This is a genomic window from Acinetobacter tandoii DSM 14970 = CIP 107469 (assembly GCF_000400735.1).
Taxonomy (GTDB): domain Bacteria; phylum Pseudomonadota; class Gammaproteobacteria; order Pseudomonadales; family Moraxellaceae; genus Acinetobacter; species Acinetobacter tandoii.
This window is the reverse complement of sequence record NZ_KE007371.1, coordinates 194625-209752: the sequence shown is the minus strand read 5'-3', so window position 1 is coordinate 209752 and position 15128 is coordinate 194625. Positions and strand designations below refer to the sequence as shown.

At 40.7% G+C, this 15128-nt stretch carries 11 protein-coding genes; 5 read left to right on the top strand and 6 right to left on the bottom strand.

The window, feature by feature from the left end:
• Positions 1-19 precede the first annotated feature (19 nt).
• Positions 20-532: a hypothetical protein gene (locus I593_RS16655; protein WP_016168738.1), complete on the top strand. Its 513-nt coding sequence runs from the start codon at positions 20-22 to the stop codon at positions 530-532.
• 73 nt (positions 533-605) lie between these two features.
• On the opposite strand, the gene I593_RS16650 is transcribed toward I593_RS16655, so the two are convergent.
• From I593_RS16650 to ompR, 3 genes are all read right to left on the bottom strand, one after another.
• Complete coding sequence (locus tag I593_RS16650; protein ID WP_016168737.1) at positions 606-2123, bottom strand: acetyl-CoA hydrolase/transferase family protein; 1518 nt, start codon at positions 2121-2123, stop codon at positions 606-608.
• 432 nt (positions 2124-2555) lie between these two features.
• Positions 2556-4016, bottom strand: coding sequence for an ATP-binding protein (locus I593_RS16645; protein WP_016168736.1), 1461 nt, complete (start codon positions 4014-4016; stop codon positions 2556-2558).
• A 270-nt stretch (positions 4017-4286) separates the two neighbouring features.
• Positions 4287-5051 carry an osmolarity response regulator transcription factor OmpR gene (gene ompR / locus I593_RS16640; protein ID WP_016168735.1) on the bottom strand — a complete coding sequence of 255 codons (765 nt, stop codon included), beginning with the start codon at positions 5049-5051 and terminating at the stop codon, positions 4287-4289.
• A 337-nt stretch (positions 5052-5388) separates the two neighbouring features.
• On the opposite strand from ompR, the gene I593_RS16635 reads away from it, so the two are divergent.
• From I593_RS16635 to I593_RS16625, 3 genes are all read left to right on the top strand, one after another.
• A complete protein-coding gene (locus I593_RS16635; protein WP_016168734.1) occupies positions 5389-7755 on the top strand; it encodes a Tex family protein in 2367 nt (788 codons plus the stop codon).
• A gap of 122 nt (positions 7756-7877) precedes the next feature.
• Positions 7878-8555, top strand: a complete 678-nt coding sequence (locus tag I593_RS16630) for a hypothetical protein (RefSeq protein WP_016168733.1) — start codon at positions 7878-7880, stop codon at positions 8553-8555.
• 26 nt (positions 8556-8581) lie between these two features.
• Positions 8582-9787, top strand: coding sequence for a helix-turn-helix domain-containing protein (locus tag I593_RS16625; RefSeq protein WP_016168732.1), 1206 nt, complete (start codon positions 8582-8584; stop codon positions 9785-9787).
• Between the two features lie 229 nt (positions 9788-10016).
• On the opposite strand, the gene I593_RS16620 is transcribed toward I593_RS16625, so the two are convergent.
• Entirely contained in the window at positions 10017-10904 is an 888-nt protein-coding gene (locus tag I593_RS16620; RefSeq protein ID WP_016168731.1) for an SDR family NAD(P)-dependent oxidoreductase, read from the bottom strand.
• Between the two features lie 284 nt (positions 10905-11188).
• Positions 11189-12466 carry an O-acetylhomoserine aminocarboxypropyltransferase/cysteine synthase family protein gene (locus tag I593_RS16615; protein ID WP_016168730.1) on the bottom strand — a complete coding sequence of 426 codons (1278 nt, stop codon included), beginning with the start codon at positions 12464-12466 and terminating at the stop codon, positions 11189-11191.
• A 293-nt stretch (positions 12467-12759) separates the two neighbouring features.
• Here I593_RS16615 and ettA point away from each other — a divergent pair, with 293 nt between their 5' ends.
• On the top strand, positions 12760-14421 hold the full coding sequence (gene ettA, locus I593_RS16610) for an energy-dependent translational throttle protein EttA (protein ID WP_016168729.1): 1662 nt from the start codon (positions 12760-12762) through the stop codon (positions 14419-14421).
• 50 nt (positions 14422-14471) lie between these two features.
• Here the strand turns inward: ettA and I593_RS16605 are convergent, their stop codons facing one another.
• Entirely contained in the window at positions 14472-14909 is a 438-nt protein-coding gene (locus tag I593_RS16605; RefSeq protein WP_016168728.1) for a tetratricopeptide repeat protein, read from the bottom strand.
• Between the last annotated feature and the right edge of the window lie 219 nt (positions 14910-15128).

Below are 15128 nucleotides of genomic sequence, written 5' to 3'. Positions count from 1 at the left end.
TTTAAATGGACATTTTGCCATGTATTTCTCTTCCAAAATATTCAATGCACTGGCTTTGGGTGCATTGTTGATGAGTCATGGCTATGCCAATGTCCCATCTGATCTTTCCGCGCTGACAGAGCAAGATTTACGTCTTCAAACTGGAGATATTCAATCCCAGCCCGATGACGTCAGACAGCAAATCTTTGACCATTATTTGATAAAACTTGAGACTGCTCCGCAGCAGTGGACATTGATCGACACGGCACGTGTTTCACAAGAAATTTTACCTCCAGAACGTATTCCAACTTTTGATTTGCCTTTACCGATTTTGTTACACGTTTATTCAATTGCGGATGGCTTACAGTCGGATGACCCGAGACTGGGGCTATATCGAATGATTGATCCCGTGGTGAATCCGAATAGTCCTATCCAGTATTTACAGCAAGCACCCCAAATTCAGTTGAATTTGGGCGTGGTTTCAATTGGGACAATTGAGCAGCAGATGAATGTTGATGGGTTAATGAAGATGTTTTTATTGACGCCACATTAAGTTGTTATGGTTTAAATTCTAAACTCAGCCAATAAAAAACGCCCCGATGGGGCGTTTTTTATGCTGATTTGAATTAAGCAGATTTTGCTTGTACTTCAGGAGCAAGCATGTGACCTGTTTCTTCAAAGTTAGAGTGCCAAGAAAGCGCTTCACGAAGTAAGTGAGGAGTATGGCCACCTTTTGCACATGAACGATCAAAGTAGTCGTTTAATGCATCGCGGTAAAGTGGGTGTGCACAGTTGTCGATAATCGCACGAGCACGCTCACGTGGTGCTAAACCACGAAGATCTGCCAGACCTTGTTCAGTTACAAGGATGTCTACGTCGTGCTCTGCATGGTCAACGTGTGATGCAAATGGAACAACAGAAGAAATGTCGCCACCTTTTGCAATTGATTTGGTCACGAAGATTGCCAAGTGTGCATTACGTGCGAAGTCACCTGAACCACCGATACCATTCATCATTTTTGTACCACAAACATGTGTTGAGTTCACGTTACCGTAAATATCAAACTCAAGTGCAGTATTGATACCGATAATACCTAGACGACGTACAAGTTCAGGATGGTTCGAAATTTCTTGTGGACGAAGCACCAGTTTGTCTTTATATGCTTCAAGGTTATTGAACACTTTCTCGCCGTATTTTGCAGAAAGTGTAATCGAAGAACCTGACGCAAAAATCATTTTACCTGCATCAATCAATTCGAAAGTACAGTCTTGAAGAACTTCTGAATACATGATCAGGTCTTCGAAGTTTGAATCTTTCAAACCGGTCAATACTGCGTTTGCGATTGAACCGATACCTGCTTGAAGCGGACCTAAGTTTTTCGGTAAACGTTCTTCAGCCACTTCTTTTTCGAAGAATGCGATTAAGTGGTTTGCGATTGCTTGAGTTTCATCATCTGGAGCAGTCACAGTTGATGGAGAATCATGTAATTCGCTGTTGAATACGATACCGACAATTTTAGATGGATCGATGTTGATCGCAGTTGTACCAATACGCTCGTCCACTTGAGTTAATGGAATTGGTTGGCGTGTTGGGCGATATGTTGGAATATAGATGTCGTGTAAGCCTTCAAATGCTGGGCTTAAGTTCGTATTGATTTCAACAATCACTTTCTCAGCAAAAATTGCAAAGCTTGCAGAGTTACCTACAGATGTTGTTGGAATGATGCCGCCATCTTCAGTGATCGCTACGGCTTCAATCACCGCAACATCAGGCTTTTTCAACTGAAGGTTACGCATTTGTTCAACAGTTTCAGACAAGTGTTGGTCAATGAACATCACTTCGCCATTGTTGATGGCTTTACGTAAGGTATTGTCGACTTGGAATGGAAGGCGACGAGCTAGAACACCCGCTTCAGTCAATTGTTTGTCAAGGTCATTCCCTAGACTCGCACCCGTAATTAACGTGATTTTTAATGGGTTCGTGTGAGCACGTTTTACTAAAGCCAATGGAACAGCTTTTGCTTCGCCAGCACGGGTAAAGCCACTCATACCGACAGTCATACCGTCTTGGATGAATTCCGCAGCTTGTTCTGCGCTGATGACTTTGTCGTGTAGTGAAGCTAAACGAATGCGATCTAATGACATGGTTTACTCTCGTTGGAATTTTGAAACTGATAGGGATTGTACCCATCAGAAAACGCATTTTGCATACCTGTTAGGCTAAGGTCTAATTTTTTAGAAAAATGTGGGTATAAAAAATTTTGATAATTTTTAATCAATTGATTTTATGAGGGATATTTCATAACTATTCGGTTGTTTTTAATACTGACTGTACGGTTATTGATCAAAATTAGTGCAAAATTTGTTACAAATGGCATGTTTTGAAGATCACAACATCACGATACAGAAAAATTTAGATTAAAAAGCAGAGTAAATCATTTTAAATAAGCTGGAAATTTCACTCAATCGCTGTTGAAGGAGTGATCAGGAGAGGATGGGTAAAAACATTAATTACAGAAAGGTGAAAGTCCATAATTTAGAAATACGGCTTTCACCATTGCAGGATAAGCAAAGAAATTAGAAGTGTTCGCTAATACTTTGTTTTAATTTTTCTATGGGATTGGCGATGCTTAGTTCTTCAGGTTCGTCTTTGGGCAAAGGCAGTAAAATAATGGCTTCAAGCCCACCTTGCTCACGATTGTGAATGAGGAGTTTACCCTGATGAATGTCCACAATGCGCTTCACAATTGCCAGTCCTAAGCCACTGCCTTGCACTGTTCGAGCAGCATTGCCTCGCACAAATGGTTGCATCAGATCTTCAATTTGGTCTTCTGGAATCCCTTCACCATGATCGGCCACACTAATTAAAATATGTTCGCCTTCCACCCGTGCGGATAACTCAACAGGTTCTGCGCCGTACCGTTTAGAATTATTAATTAAATTACCAATTAAGCGTTTCAGGGACAGACTGCGTGCTTGAATTAGGGGTAGTTCTTGCGGACTAAAGCGAACATCAAGAGGTTTAAATTGAATGACCAATTCCTGCAATAAATTATTGATATCCGTAGCTTGTAGGACTTCATCTGAGCCATCGCGCATAAAGGAAATGAATTGATTTAAAATAGCATCCATATCTTCTACATCATAAATCAGACCTTCTTTCAGGAAGTCATCATCTGGCATCATTTCTGCGCTGAGGCGAATACGTGTGAGGGGCGTGCGTAAGTCATGTGAAATACCTGCCAGCATAATACGACGATCTCGCTCTGTCTGATCTAGTGTATAAATCATATGGTTAAATGCCTGATTTACCTCACGAATTTCTTGCGGACCATGATTGGTTTCTAAGTACGGTGCAGTACCTGTTTTACTGTAGCTGTTGGCGGCATTTTGCAAACGACGCAATGGGCGGTTCAACTGACGCACCAGCGTTAAAATAATTACAGCAGATATGAGTGGAACCCCAAACAGCCAGCCGAAAATGAGTTCAGGACTGTAGTTAGCGTAGGTTTTTAAGGGTTCACGTACCCAGTGTCCATTCATTTCGGGGGTTTGCACCCAAATTCTGGGACTTGGTTTAAACTGAAAATATACGGTGACGTCTTTGATATTTAATTCTTTGGCAAGCTGATGCTCAATGCGGTTGGTAAAGAAGTCGGCAATCAGTTTATCTTTGACGTTTGGATATTCATTAGGATCGGTGACATATTCAACCCCAACGCGTTGTTTGAGCCATTGGTCAATGTCGAGTTGAACATCATCGTGGTAAATCTTTAAGCGAGGGTTGTTGATCATTTCTAATTCAACGGCAAGAAATCTCGCGTGCTGTTGAATTTCAGGTAAATACAGGGTTTTCCAGAAGAACCATAACGACATAAATAAGCTAAAGAACACCACAAACAACACCAGTACCGTGGTGCGCATGGCAGCAGAGCGAGGCTTGATTTTATCGAAAAAACGTTCTGAAGAAGTGCGTTTCTTTTCAGAATAGGCGACAAAATCGGTAAATTCTTGCGGGTCGATCGGATCTAGTTTCACGGTAATTCCCCATAATTTAAGAACAGGGTTAAGTTTGTGCAGGGTCTTACTGTGATTAATTTAAATTCCAGTTTTAACCTTCGGTTCGACCTACTTTTGTTTTGGCAAAAGTAGGCAAAACCATTTCCATTTGCAAAATTCGACAGATACAAACATTGATCTGAATTCTCGCAGAAACATTTTTATTTAAAATCTCCTGCCTCGAACAGTTGCAAATGGTTATGTCACGAAATTCTTAAACATGATTTAAGATATTTCTTTGAGTTTTAATTACTCAGCACCATCTGGAACAAAAACATAACCTACACCCCAAACCGTTTGAATATAACGGGCACGGGCAGGGTTTTCTTCAATCAGGCGACGTAAGCGAGAAACTTGTACGTCAATTGAACGCTCCATAGCCCCCCATTCACGTCCACGCGCTAAATTCATTAATTTGTCACGAGTGAGTGGTTCGCGCGGATGTTGTACGAGGGCTTTCAGTACTGCAAACTCACCCGTAGTCAGTGTAACCACTTGACCTTCACGCGTTAAAGTTCGGGTTGAAAGGTCTAATGACCAAGGCCCGAAGCTGACTACTTCCATTTGCTGACTTGGTGCACCAGGCACTTCGCGGACTTGACGACGCAACACTGCACGAATACGGGCTAACAATTCATTTGGGTTAAATGGCTTAGGTAAATAATCATCTGCACCCGCTTCTAAACCCGCAATACGGTCTGAATCGCTACCACGCGCGGTCAGCATAATAATAGGCGTATCAATATTTGAATGGCGCAAACGACGACAAATACTTAAACCATCTTCCACAGGAAGCATAAAATCGAGCACGATAAGTGAAAACAGTTCACGTTGAAGTAAGCGATCCATTTGAGTGGCATCGTGAGCCGTTTTCACCACGAAACCTTTATCTTCCAAGAATCGCTGTAATAGCGTACGTAAACGCACATCATCATCTACGACGAGAATGCGTTCAACGCGGTCAGTGTCTGCATGTACAACATCGCCATGTTCCGCAGGTACAACTAAACTCATGATGTGTGCTCCTTATTCTTTATTGTCATCGTATACGGGGTCAAGAGATCACAAGGAGTATACGATTCATTTATATCGATTTGCTATGTTCTAAAGCAACAAATATTGCAGATAAAATCAAGGCATAGATACCAAATATATACATCTAAAATAACGGATTAATGACTGATTTACTGTAGTTCTTTGCTTAATTATGAAAAAAAAGTGTGCGATTGATGAAAAAATCGAAAATTGGCAAATTCGACCAGAATGAAATTTAATAAAACAATTGTGGATTTTATGGTCTTGGTCTTTATAATCATGGCTTTTAGAACTTATCCTTGTGGGATCAAACACGATGACTGACTTAGTTCAGCAGTTGGCAACAGAGCTTGCCGTACGTTCAAATCAAGTCGAAGCTGCGATTAAACTAATCGATGAGGGCGCAAGCGTTCCATTTATCGCACGTTACCGTAAAGAAGTGACGCAAGGTCTAGACGACACTCAGTTACGTCAGCTCGATACACGTTTAGCTTATTTAAGAGACTTATACGAGCGTCGCGAAAAAGTCATTGAATCATTGAAAGAACAAAATAAATTGTCAGATGATTTATTGGCCCGCGTGAATGCTGCTGAAACCAAAAATGCTTTAGAAGAAATTTACGCGCCTTATCGTCCAAAGCGCACCAGTAAATCATTTAAAGCGAAAGAAGCGGGCTTGGGTCCAATTGCAGAAAAAATCTTTCAAGAAGCAGTTGAGCCAAGTGAAGCACTGGCGGGATTTAGTCATGAAGAATACCCAGATGTGGAAAGCCAGCTTGATGCAATCCAGCACATTTTGATAGATGACTGGGCACAAAATATTGCGTTAACCACCGAGTTAAAAAGTACTTTTGCCAAAACAGCTGTATTAAAAAGCTTAGTCGCAAGTGAAGAGAAAAAAGAAGTCGGTAAAAAATTCCGTGATTACTTCGACTTCTCTGAAAACTTGAATAAAGTTCCTTCACATCGTTTGTTGGCGATGTTACGTGGCCGTCAAGAAAATGTCTTGGGCTTAAAAGTTGATGGTGACGATAATGCACCATTGGCACGTATTGAAGTTGAATACAACTTAGATCAAGTTCAGCCACAAGCACGTCAGGACTTTTTAAAGCAAACTGCAAAACTGTTCTGGTTAGGTAAAGTTCGTCCAAGCATCGAACATTCATTATTGACAGAAAAGCGTTTGAATGCCGAAGCTGAAGCGATGCAAGTGTTTGCAGAAAACCTACGCCACTTATTGCTTTCAGCACCAGCAGGCAGCCGTTGTACGCTAGGTGTCGACCCTGGTATTCGTACAGGCGTGAAATTGGCTGTAGTCAATGAATCAGGTGATGTGGTTGCACATAGCACCATTTATCCATTTGCACCGAAAGAAGACAAAGCAGGTTCAATTGCTGAATTAGCGCGTTTGTGCCAAGAATTTAAGGTCGATTTAATCGCGATTGGTAATGGTACAGCTAGCCGTGAAACAGAAGCTGTCGTTGCTGAAATGATGGCACAACACCCTGAACTTAAGGTTACCCGTGTGACCGTCAGTGAAGCTGGTGCATCGGTTTATTCAGCATCTGAATTGGCTTCGGCTGAATTGCCAGAGTTGGATGTGTCGATTCGTGGTGCGGTTTCAATTGCGCGTCGCTTACAAGACCCATTGGCTGAATTAGTCAAAATTGATCCAAAATCAATTGGGGTAGGTCAATATCAACATGATGTGAATCAAACTGGTTTAGCCAAAACCCTAGATGCTGTGGTTGAAGACTGTGTGAACGCAGTGGGTGTAGATGTAAACACTGCTTCTGCTGCAATTTTGGGTTATATCGCAGGTTTGAATAAAGCGATTGCACAACAAATCGTGGAATTCCGTAAAGAAAATGGTCGTTTCGACAACCGTCAAGACCTGAAAAAAGTGCCTCGTTTAGGCGATCGTACTTTTGAACAAGCGGCAGGTTTCTTACGTATTCAAAATGGTAGCGAACCACTAGATGCTTCTGCGGTGCATCCTGAGAGTTATGGTTTAGTCGAAAAAATGGTGACTGCCAAAGCGACTACCGTAAAAGACTTAATTGGCAACAGCGAAATTATTCGTCAAATTAAGGCAGAAGATTTTGCTGATGAACAGTTTGGTCTGCCAACCATTCAAGACGTTTTAAGTGAATTGGAAAAACCAGGCCGTGACCCACGTCCAGAATTCCGTACTGCTAAGTTCCGTGAAGATATTACAGAAGTTGCCCAACTCACTGAAGGCATGCAGCTTGAAGGTGTCGTGACCAATGTGACGAACTTCGGTGCTTTCGTTGATGTGGGTGTACATCAGGATGGTTTGGTACACATTTCTGAATTGGCGAATGAGTTTGTTTCCGATCCGCACAAAGTAGTGAAACCTGGTCAAATTGTTCAGGTGCGCGTACTACAAGTTGATGCAGAGCGTAACCGTGTAAACTTATCAATGCGTCCAGAAGGTTCTGAAGCTCCAGCTAAAGCACCGCGTCAACCACGTCGTGAGCAAAATCAGGAACAGCGTGCTGAACGTAAGCCACAAGGTAAACGCCCACAGCAAGCGCGTCCACAAGGTGAGCGTCCACAGCGTCAAGGTGGTCAAAAACCGCAAGCCCATAAACCGCAAGAGAATAAGATCGGTGGTTTAGGTGCATTGTTATTACAAGCAGGGATTAAAGGCTCGAAATAAGCCTTAACCTAAGGAAAAACCTCCCGCTTGGGAGGTTTTTTATTTGTCTAAAAAATATTCCATTCGAAGAAAAAATATGATATTTTCCAATTTAATAAAAATTCCATTAAGGATATACTAGAGTGGCTAAAACCCCGTCAGAGTTACAAAAGAGAAATCGAAAACTCTTTCAAGAATTTTTCGTTCGCGACTTTTCTGATAAATTTCTTATAGATTTGGATGAAACTATTTTTAGAGAGTATGAAAATTCATCAGAATTTTGTTCTAAGTATAAGCGTAAACTTTTGAGGCAGAGAGCTTTAGGTTATCTAAAGTATTTTGATGGAAGTGATTCATTAGATAAAGTCTGTAATAAACATGGCATTACATGTGAGTCTAGAACTACTAATGGTCATGAAGGTGGAGAATACCTTTTGGCAAAAACGAATAATTTTTTGCTAGCTTTTTCTAATAATCCACAAGTGTCTCAAAAGAGAACGGAATATCAGAAAAAATTAGCTAGTTCGAATGCTGAATTGGGCTTGCAACAAGGTGAATTTGAGTTTGAAGAGACTATTCAAAAAATCACCCTTGATGATGAACGTTTTTATGTGACGATTGGGTTGAAACAGAACTCAAAAAAACGGTCAGAATTAGTATTTAATATACCAAATGCTGATGGTTTTAGTATGTATAGATTCTATTTGAAGGATCTATTAGATGTTTATAACGAGCTTCAAAATAGTACTATTGAACCTAGATTGGATGAAAAGGAAGCAATAGTTACTTTAAGAGCTGAAATTAAGAAAGGTATGTTATAAGCCTATTCTTATATTAGGAGTTTGTAATGCGTGGAGTCATGCAATTTAACGGTAAACGCTTGACCCAAGCTCTGTATGCGAGATGTATGACACAAACATCTTTAAGCGAGTTAATTGGATATAGTTCAGGAACAGTTTCAAAATGGATTAAGGGGCAGCAGTTACCAGAAGCTTATGCTCTTACTCAAATGAGTACTGTTTTAAATTTTCCTGAAAGTTGGTTCTTGAAGAAAGATCTAGATACAGGAAGCCAAGTATCTTTCTTTAGATCTAATGCTACAGCTACTCAGCTTTTGCAAAGAAAAGCAGAAGCCCATCTTGAAATTACATTTGAAGCATCTGCTTACTTAGAGAATTGGGTGAATTTACCTAATGTTTTCTTTCCCAAAATATTAAGTAGAGAAGAATCTTTTTTACTTACACCTAGTGAAATTGAAAAAATTGCAACCGAATATCGTGAAATATGGGGATTGGGTAATACACCAATTTCTAATTTAATTACGCTATTAGAAAATGTTGGTGTGATTATTATTCGCGAGGATTTAGGTGCAACCTCTATGGATGGTGTATCTAAATGGATTTTGGGCCGTCCATATATTTTGATTTCGAGTGACAAGGCGAGTGCATGCCGAAATAGGTTTGATTTAGCTCATGAACTTGCACATTTAATTTTGCATGCGAATTTGACCGCAGAAGATTACAAACTCCGATATAAGGAAATAGAGAAAGAAGCACATCACTTTGCTTCGTGTTTCCTATGTCCTGCTGATGGCATTGCCTTTGATTTACATAGCCCGACTTTAGACTCTTTACTTATGCTGAAAAGAAAATGGAAAGTTTCAGTTGGTGCATTAATTATGCGTGGCGTAAGTCTTGATATAATTCCTGATGATTTATCTACACGCTTGTGGCGAAACTATAGCTATCGTAAATGGCGAATGGGTGAGCCACTAGATGATGTAATTCAGCCAGAAAAACCTACATTACTGAGTAAAATGGCAAAGCTTTTAATATCCGAGAATATTTTTAAAAAGTCACAATTAAAACAAGATTTGGCGATGATAGATCAAGATATTGAAATCTTATTTGGTTTACCGAAAGGATATATGTCTGAAGAATTTGGGGCAGTGGTCAGTTTAAAAGACTATACTAGTAGAAAGGTTAATAATATCCAATATGTAGATGATGATAATAAGATTATTCAAATGAGAAGAAATAAAGAAATTTCATAAAAAAACCTCCCAATCGGGAGGTTTTTTATTTGATTTTTTACGAATTAACGATTGGCACAATCAAGCCACATAAGATCAGCATAATGCCCAAATGACCCAGCTTGCGCGTTATTTTCTCTACTGTAGAAACCTGAGAGATGCTTCTTTAAAATCTAAAATTAAAAAAGTTAAGAATGTTAATAGCATAAAAAAGCCAGTCTATAGACTGGCTCGTTCGTATTGCAAGGGCTTACCAATGTTCACCTGGGAACAGGCGAGCATACGCTTTTTGTACCCAATTGAGGCGTTCTTGTTTGCCCACAGAAGCAGAAGAGCTTGGGAACAGGTTGTAGCCAATCGACATAAACATGTTGTTGATGTCTGGTGCGACGGCATAAGTAATGGATGCTAAACGACCAAGATTTGTGGCAATTTTCTTTGGACGCTTCACAATTGCATAAGCAATTAGGTCAGCGGCTTGTTCAGGAGACAGCGTAGGCACATATTTATAAATTTTGGTTGGTGCAATCATCGGCGTGCGAACCAATGGCATATAAATTGAGGTAATGGCAATTTTATGTGCATGTGCTTCTGCAGACAGACAGCGGCTAAATGCGTCTAGTGCTGCTTTAGAAGCGACATAAGCCGAGAAGCGAGTCGCATTGGCCAATACACCAATCGAGCTGATATTAATGATCTGACCGCCTTTGCGCTCCATCATGTGCGGTAATAAATTCAGCACCAAACGGACTGCACCGAAATAATTCAATTGCATGGTGCGTTCAAAATCATGGAAACGGTCGAGTGATTCGTGCACTGCACGACGAATAGAACGACCTGCGTTGTTAATCAAAATATCAATATGATCGACAGACGCTAAGATATCTTTAGAGACCGCATCAATTGCTTCCATGTCATTTAAATCACATGGGAAGACTGAGGCTTTACCGCCTTTGGCTTCAATTTCTGCTTTGACTTCATCTAGGGTTTCTTTGGTTCGCGAAACCAATAGCACATGTGCGCCTGCATCGGCAAGACGATGTGCTGTGGTTAAACCAATGCCACTAGATGCGCCAGTAATAAGGACGATTTTACCGTGAATACGGTCCCGAAATTGTTTCTCTAATTTTGCTTTCACGCTGTGTTTCCCTGATTAGAATTTAGTTCACTTAAATCCTAAATTGTCTTTATTTTATTGGAGAACTTAGTTCACATTATTCCATGAGTTGACTAAAACTCACACGCATAATGATAGCGAATATACTAAAAAAAGCTATAAATAAGTCTTTGAATTTACAAATAAAATTAGAGTAATTGCTCTATTGTGAAGTTATGTTTTGTTAGTTTTTAGCACGATTTTATTTAAATTCCAAGAGATAATGCTGAAAAATCAAGACCTCTTTTGAGGTCTTGATCGGTTATTTAGACTTTTGCCAATGCTTGTTCTAGATCGGCAAGTAGATCATCAATATGCTCAATCCCAACAGATAAACGAACCATATCGAGACTGACACCTGCCGCTTTTAGTTCATCTTCATTGAGTTGACGATGTGTGGTCGTTGCAGGATGGCAGGCTAAGCTTTTGGCATCACCAATATTGACTAAGCGTGTGAAGAGTTGTAGTGCATCAATAAAACGCGTCCCACCTTCACGGCCATCTTGTACCCCAAAGGATAAAATCGCAGAGGGCTGACCTTTGACATATTTTTGCGCCAAGCCGTGTTGAGGATGATCTTTCAAGCCTGCATAGTTGACCCATTTCACTTTTGGATGATTCTGCAAATATTCTGCCACTTTCTGTGCATTGTAGGTATGACGTTCCATACGTAGGTTCAGCGTTTCTAAGCCTTGTAGAATCAAAAACACACTGAGTGGACTGATGGCGGCACCTGTATTGCGTAGTGGTACCACACGCGCACGAGCGATATAAGCGGCTTCACCTAAAGCTTCGACATAGTTCACGCCGTGATAACTTGGATCTGGCGTATTCAGCACTTTAAAGCGTTCAGGATATTTACCCCAAGGGAACTTGCCACTGTCGACAATTGCACCGCCAATCGAGTTGCCATGCCCGCCAATATATTTGGTGAGTGAATGAATCACAATATCTGCCCCATATTCAAATGGTTTTAGCAGTGCAGGAGTTGCAACGGTATTATCGACAACAACAGGCACACCATATTCATGTGCGATGTTGGCAATGGCTTCTAGGTCAATAATATTGCCCAGTGGATTACCAATCGATTCAACAAAGACCAGTTTGGTTTTTTCATCAATTAAACCGCGTAAAGCTTCTGGGTTTTGATAATCAAAGAAACGGACTTCGATGCCTTGTTTCGGCAAGGTATGCGCAAACAGGTTATAAGTACCGCCATAGAGGGTAGAAACTGAGGCGATATTGTCCCCCGCTTCGGTAATGGTTTGTATCGCATAGGTAATGGCAGCCATGCCAGAAGCTAACGCCAATGCACCAATACCACCTTCGAGTGCGGCCAAACGCTGTTCCAGCACTGCCGTGGTTGGATTCATAATTCGGGTGTAAATATTGCCTTGGACTTTAAGGTCAAATAAATCTGCACCATGTTGTGTATTATCAAAGGCATAAGAAGTCGTTTGATAAATGGGTACGGCCACAGCTTTAGTAGTGGCTTCAGGGCTATAACCTGCATGAATGGCTAAAGTTTCGTCTTTATAGGTCATGAACTTCATCTATGTGAGTTAAATTTTGCACAGTCTATCATTAATGAATATGATGGAAAGCGTGAAAATAATGAATATTTATCTAAAAAATTCATAAAGATGAGCTTTAAGTCGTTGTTTATCTATAGCAGAGTGGGATAAAGGCAGTGTTTAAAAAATCAGCGTGATCAAAGTTGTAACATTGCATTGAAGATCGGTTTGATGCCTTATTTTTTCAACGTATTCATCGTATAATGCCCGCAAATATTTTTCGCTTCTGGCGATTTTTTGGTTTTTCTATTGAGGAGTCCTACGTGGCCCAATATATTTATACGATGAACCGAGTGTCTAAAATGGTTCCGCCTAAGCGCGAAATCTTAAAAGACATCTCTTTGTCATTTTTCCCAGGTGCAAAAATTGGTGTACTTGGTTTAAACGGTGCAGGTAAATCGACCTTGCTTCGTATTATGGCGGGCGTAGACAAAGATTTCTCTGGTGAAGCGCGTGCTCAACCGGGTATCAAAATCGGTTATTTAGAGCAAGAACCACCGCTCGATCCAAATAAAGATGTACGTGGCAACGTTGAAGATGGTTTACGTGAACCATTGGATGCCTTGGCGCGTTTGGATGAAGTATTTGCTGAATATGCAGCTGAAGATGCAGACTTCGATAAGCTTGCAAAAGAGCAAGAAAAATTAGAAGCCATTATCCATTCATGGGATGCGCACAACCTCAGCAACCAAATGGATCAAGCAGCAGCAGCCTTGAACCTTCCAGCTTGGGATGCAGATGTAACATTGCTTTCAGGTGGTGAGCGTCGTCGTGTTGCACTATGTCGTTTGCTTTTATCTAAGCCAGACATGTTGCTTCTCGACGAACCGACGAACCATTTGGATGCAGAGTCAGTATCTTGGTTAGAACGTTTCTTGAAAGACTTCCCAGGTACGATTGTGGCGATTACGCATGACCGTTACTTCTTGGACAACGTCGCTGAATGGATTCTTGAACTTGACCGTGGAATGGGTATTCCATATCAAGGCAACTATTCTGCATGGTTAGAGCAAAAGAATGCGCGTCTAGAGCAAGAACAGAAACAAGAAGAATCTTTTGCGAAAGCATTGAAAAAAGAACTTGAATGGGTTCGTTCAAATGCCAAAGGTCAGCAAAAGAAAAACAAAGCACGTATGGAGCGCTTTGAAGAACTTAACTCGCGTGAGTTCCAACAACGTAACGAAACTTCAGAAATCTATATTCCACCTGGTCCACGCCTAGGTAATAAAGTGGTTGAAGTAGAAGGCATCAGCAAATCATTTGATGGTCGTTTGTTGTACGAAAACTTAAGCTTTACTGTACCGCCAACTGCAATTGTGGGTATTGTGGGTCCAAACGGTGCAGGTAAAACCACACTATTCCGTATGATGACAGGCGAACAGCAGCCTGATACGGGTACTGTGACTTTAGGTGAATCGGTTAAAGTCGCTTATGTAGGTCAGATCCGTGATACTTTGGATAACAACAAAACTGTTTGGGAAGAAGTTTCTGGCGGTTTGGATATCTTAAGAATTGGCGAATACGAAATTGCATCACGTGCTTATATTGGTCGTTTTAACTTTAAAGGCCAAGATCAGCAAAAACGTGTAGGTGAATTGTCGGGTGGTGAGCGTAACCGTTTACAACTGGCGAAAATCCTGCAAATGGGTGCTAACGTAATCTTACTAGATGAACCATCGAACGATTTGGATATCGAAACTTTACGTGCGCTTGAGGATGCAATTCTTGTGTTCCCGGGTACGGTAATGGTGGTATCGCATGACCGTTGGTTCCTTGACCGTATTGCAACGCACATTTTGTCATTTGAAAATGAACAGCCTGAGTTCTATGAAGGTAACTATGCTGAGTATGAAGCATACCGCTTAGCTCGTTTAGGTGAAGATGCGGTACAAAAACGTACCAAATACAAAAAGATTGGTGGTTAATTCTAACCAATAAAAACCAGCCTTCGGGCTGGTTTTTTTATGCATGTGTTTTAAGAAAAAGCCAATTCACTATAGGCATCATACAAACAGCGTTTCGCGTCAGGATGACCATCTTGTGCGGCTTTTTTTAACCACTGCTCGGCTTTATCATAATTACGATCTAAACCCAGTTGACCATTTAAATAGCCAATCCCCATTTTAAATTCAGCTTCCGGGTGACCGCGTAAAGCAGAGCGGAGAAAATACCACATCGCATTACGGCTGTTACTGGACGACATTGGGCTGTGGTCGATCTGTACAGGGGCTGCCATTTGCAAGACATTTTTTTGCATGAACACATGGTAATGTTCACATAATGCCAGTTGCTCAAAATGCAGTCCACGTTGATATTCGTATTCACCTGAATGATCAAATACAGGTGTTACCAAGTCGTGATAGGGAGTGTGAAATAACAGTGTCCATACTGTTTTGAGGTATTCCATATTCATCTTCGCCTCCTTGTTACTGACAACATTAGTGGTCATTATTTAATTTAAACGTTTTGGCACTCAGATATATTAAATTATTGTAACAAAATGGTTTTTATTGGTGTGTGCTGTGAAGAGCATGATGAATATTAGTGGTGTAATTTTATTACATCCATGAAGCTGCTATAGTGTCGGCAAGTTGTAATGATCGTATTTTATCTTGTGAAACGCTCTCATGTT

Bases quoted from the DNA above. Each gene is read 5' to 3' on its own strand.
- I593_RS16655 (WP_016168738.1), top strand. From the start codon at position 20: ATGTATTTCTCTTCCAAAATATTCAATGCACTGGCTTTGGGTGCATTG.
- I593_RS16625 (WP_016168732.1), top strand. From the start codon at position 8,582: ATGCGTGGAGTCATGCAATTTAACGGTAAACGCTTGACCCAAGCTCTG.
- ompR (WP_016168735.1), bottom strand. From the start codon at position 5,051: ATGAGTTTAGTTGTACCTGCGGAACATGGCGATGTTGTACATGCAGAC.
- I593_RS16615 (WP_016168730.1), bottom strand. From the start codon at position 12,466: ATGACCTATAAAGACGAAACTTTAGCCATTCATGCAGGTTATAGCCCT.
- I593_RS16635 (WP_016168734.1), top strand. From the start codon at position 5,389: ATGACTGACTTAGTTCAGCAGTTGGCAACAGAGCTTGCCGTACGTTCA.
- I593_RS16605 (WP_016168728.1), bottom strand. From the start codon at position 14,909: ATGAATATGGAATACCTCAAAACAGTATGGACACTGTTATTTCACACT.
- I593_RS16650 (WP_016168737.1), bottom strand. From the start codon at position 2,123: ATGTCATTAGATCGCATTCGTTTAGCTTCACTACACGACAAAGTCATC.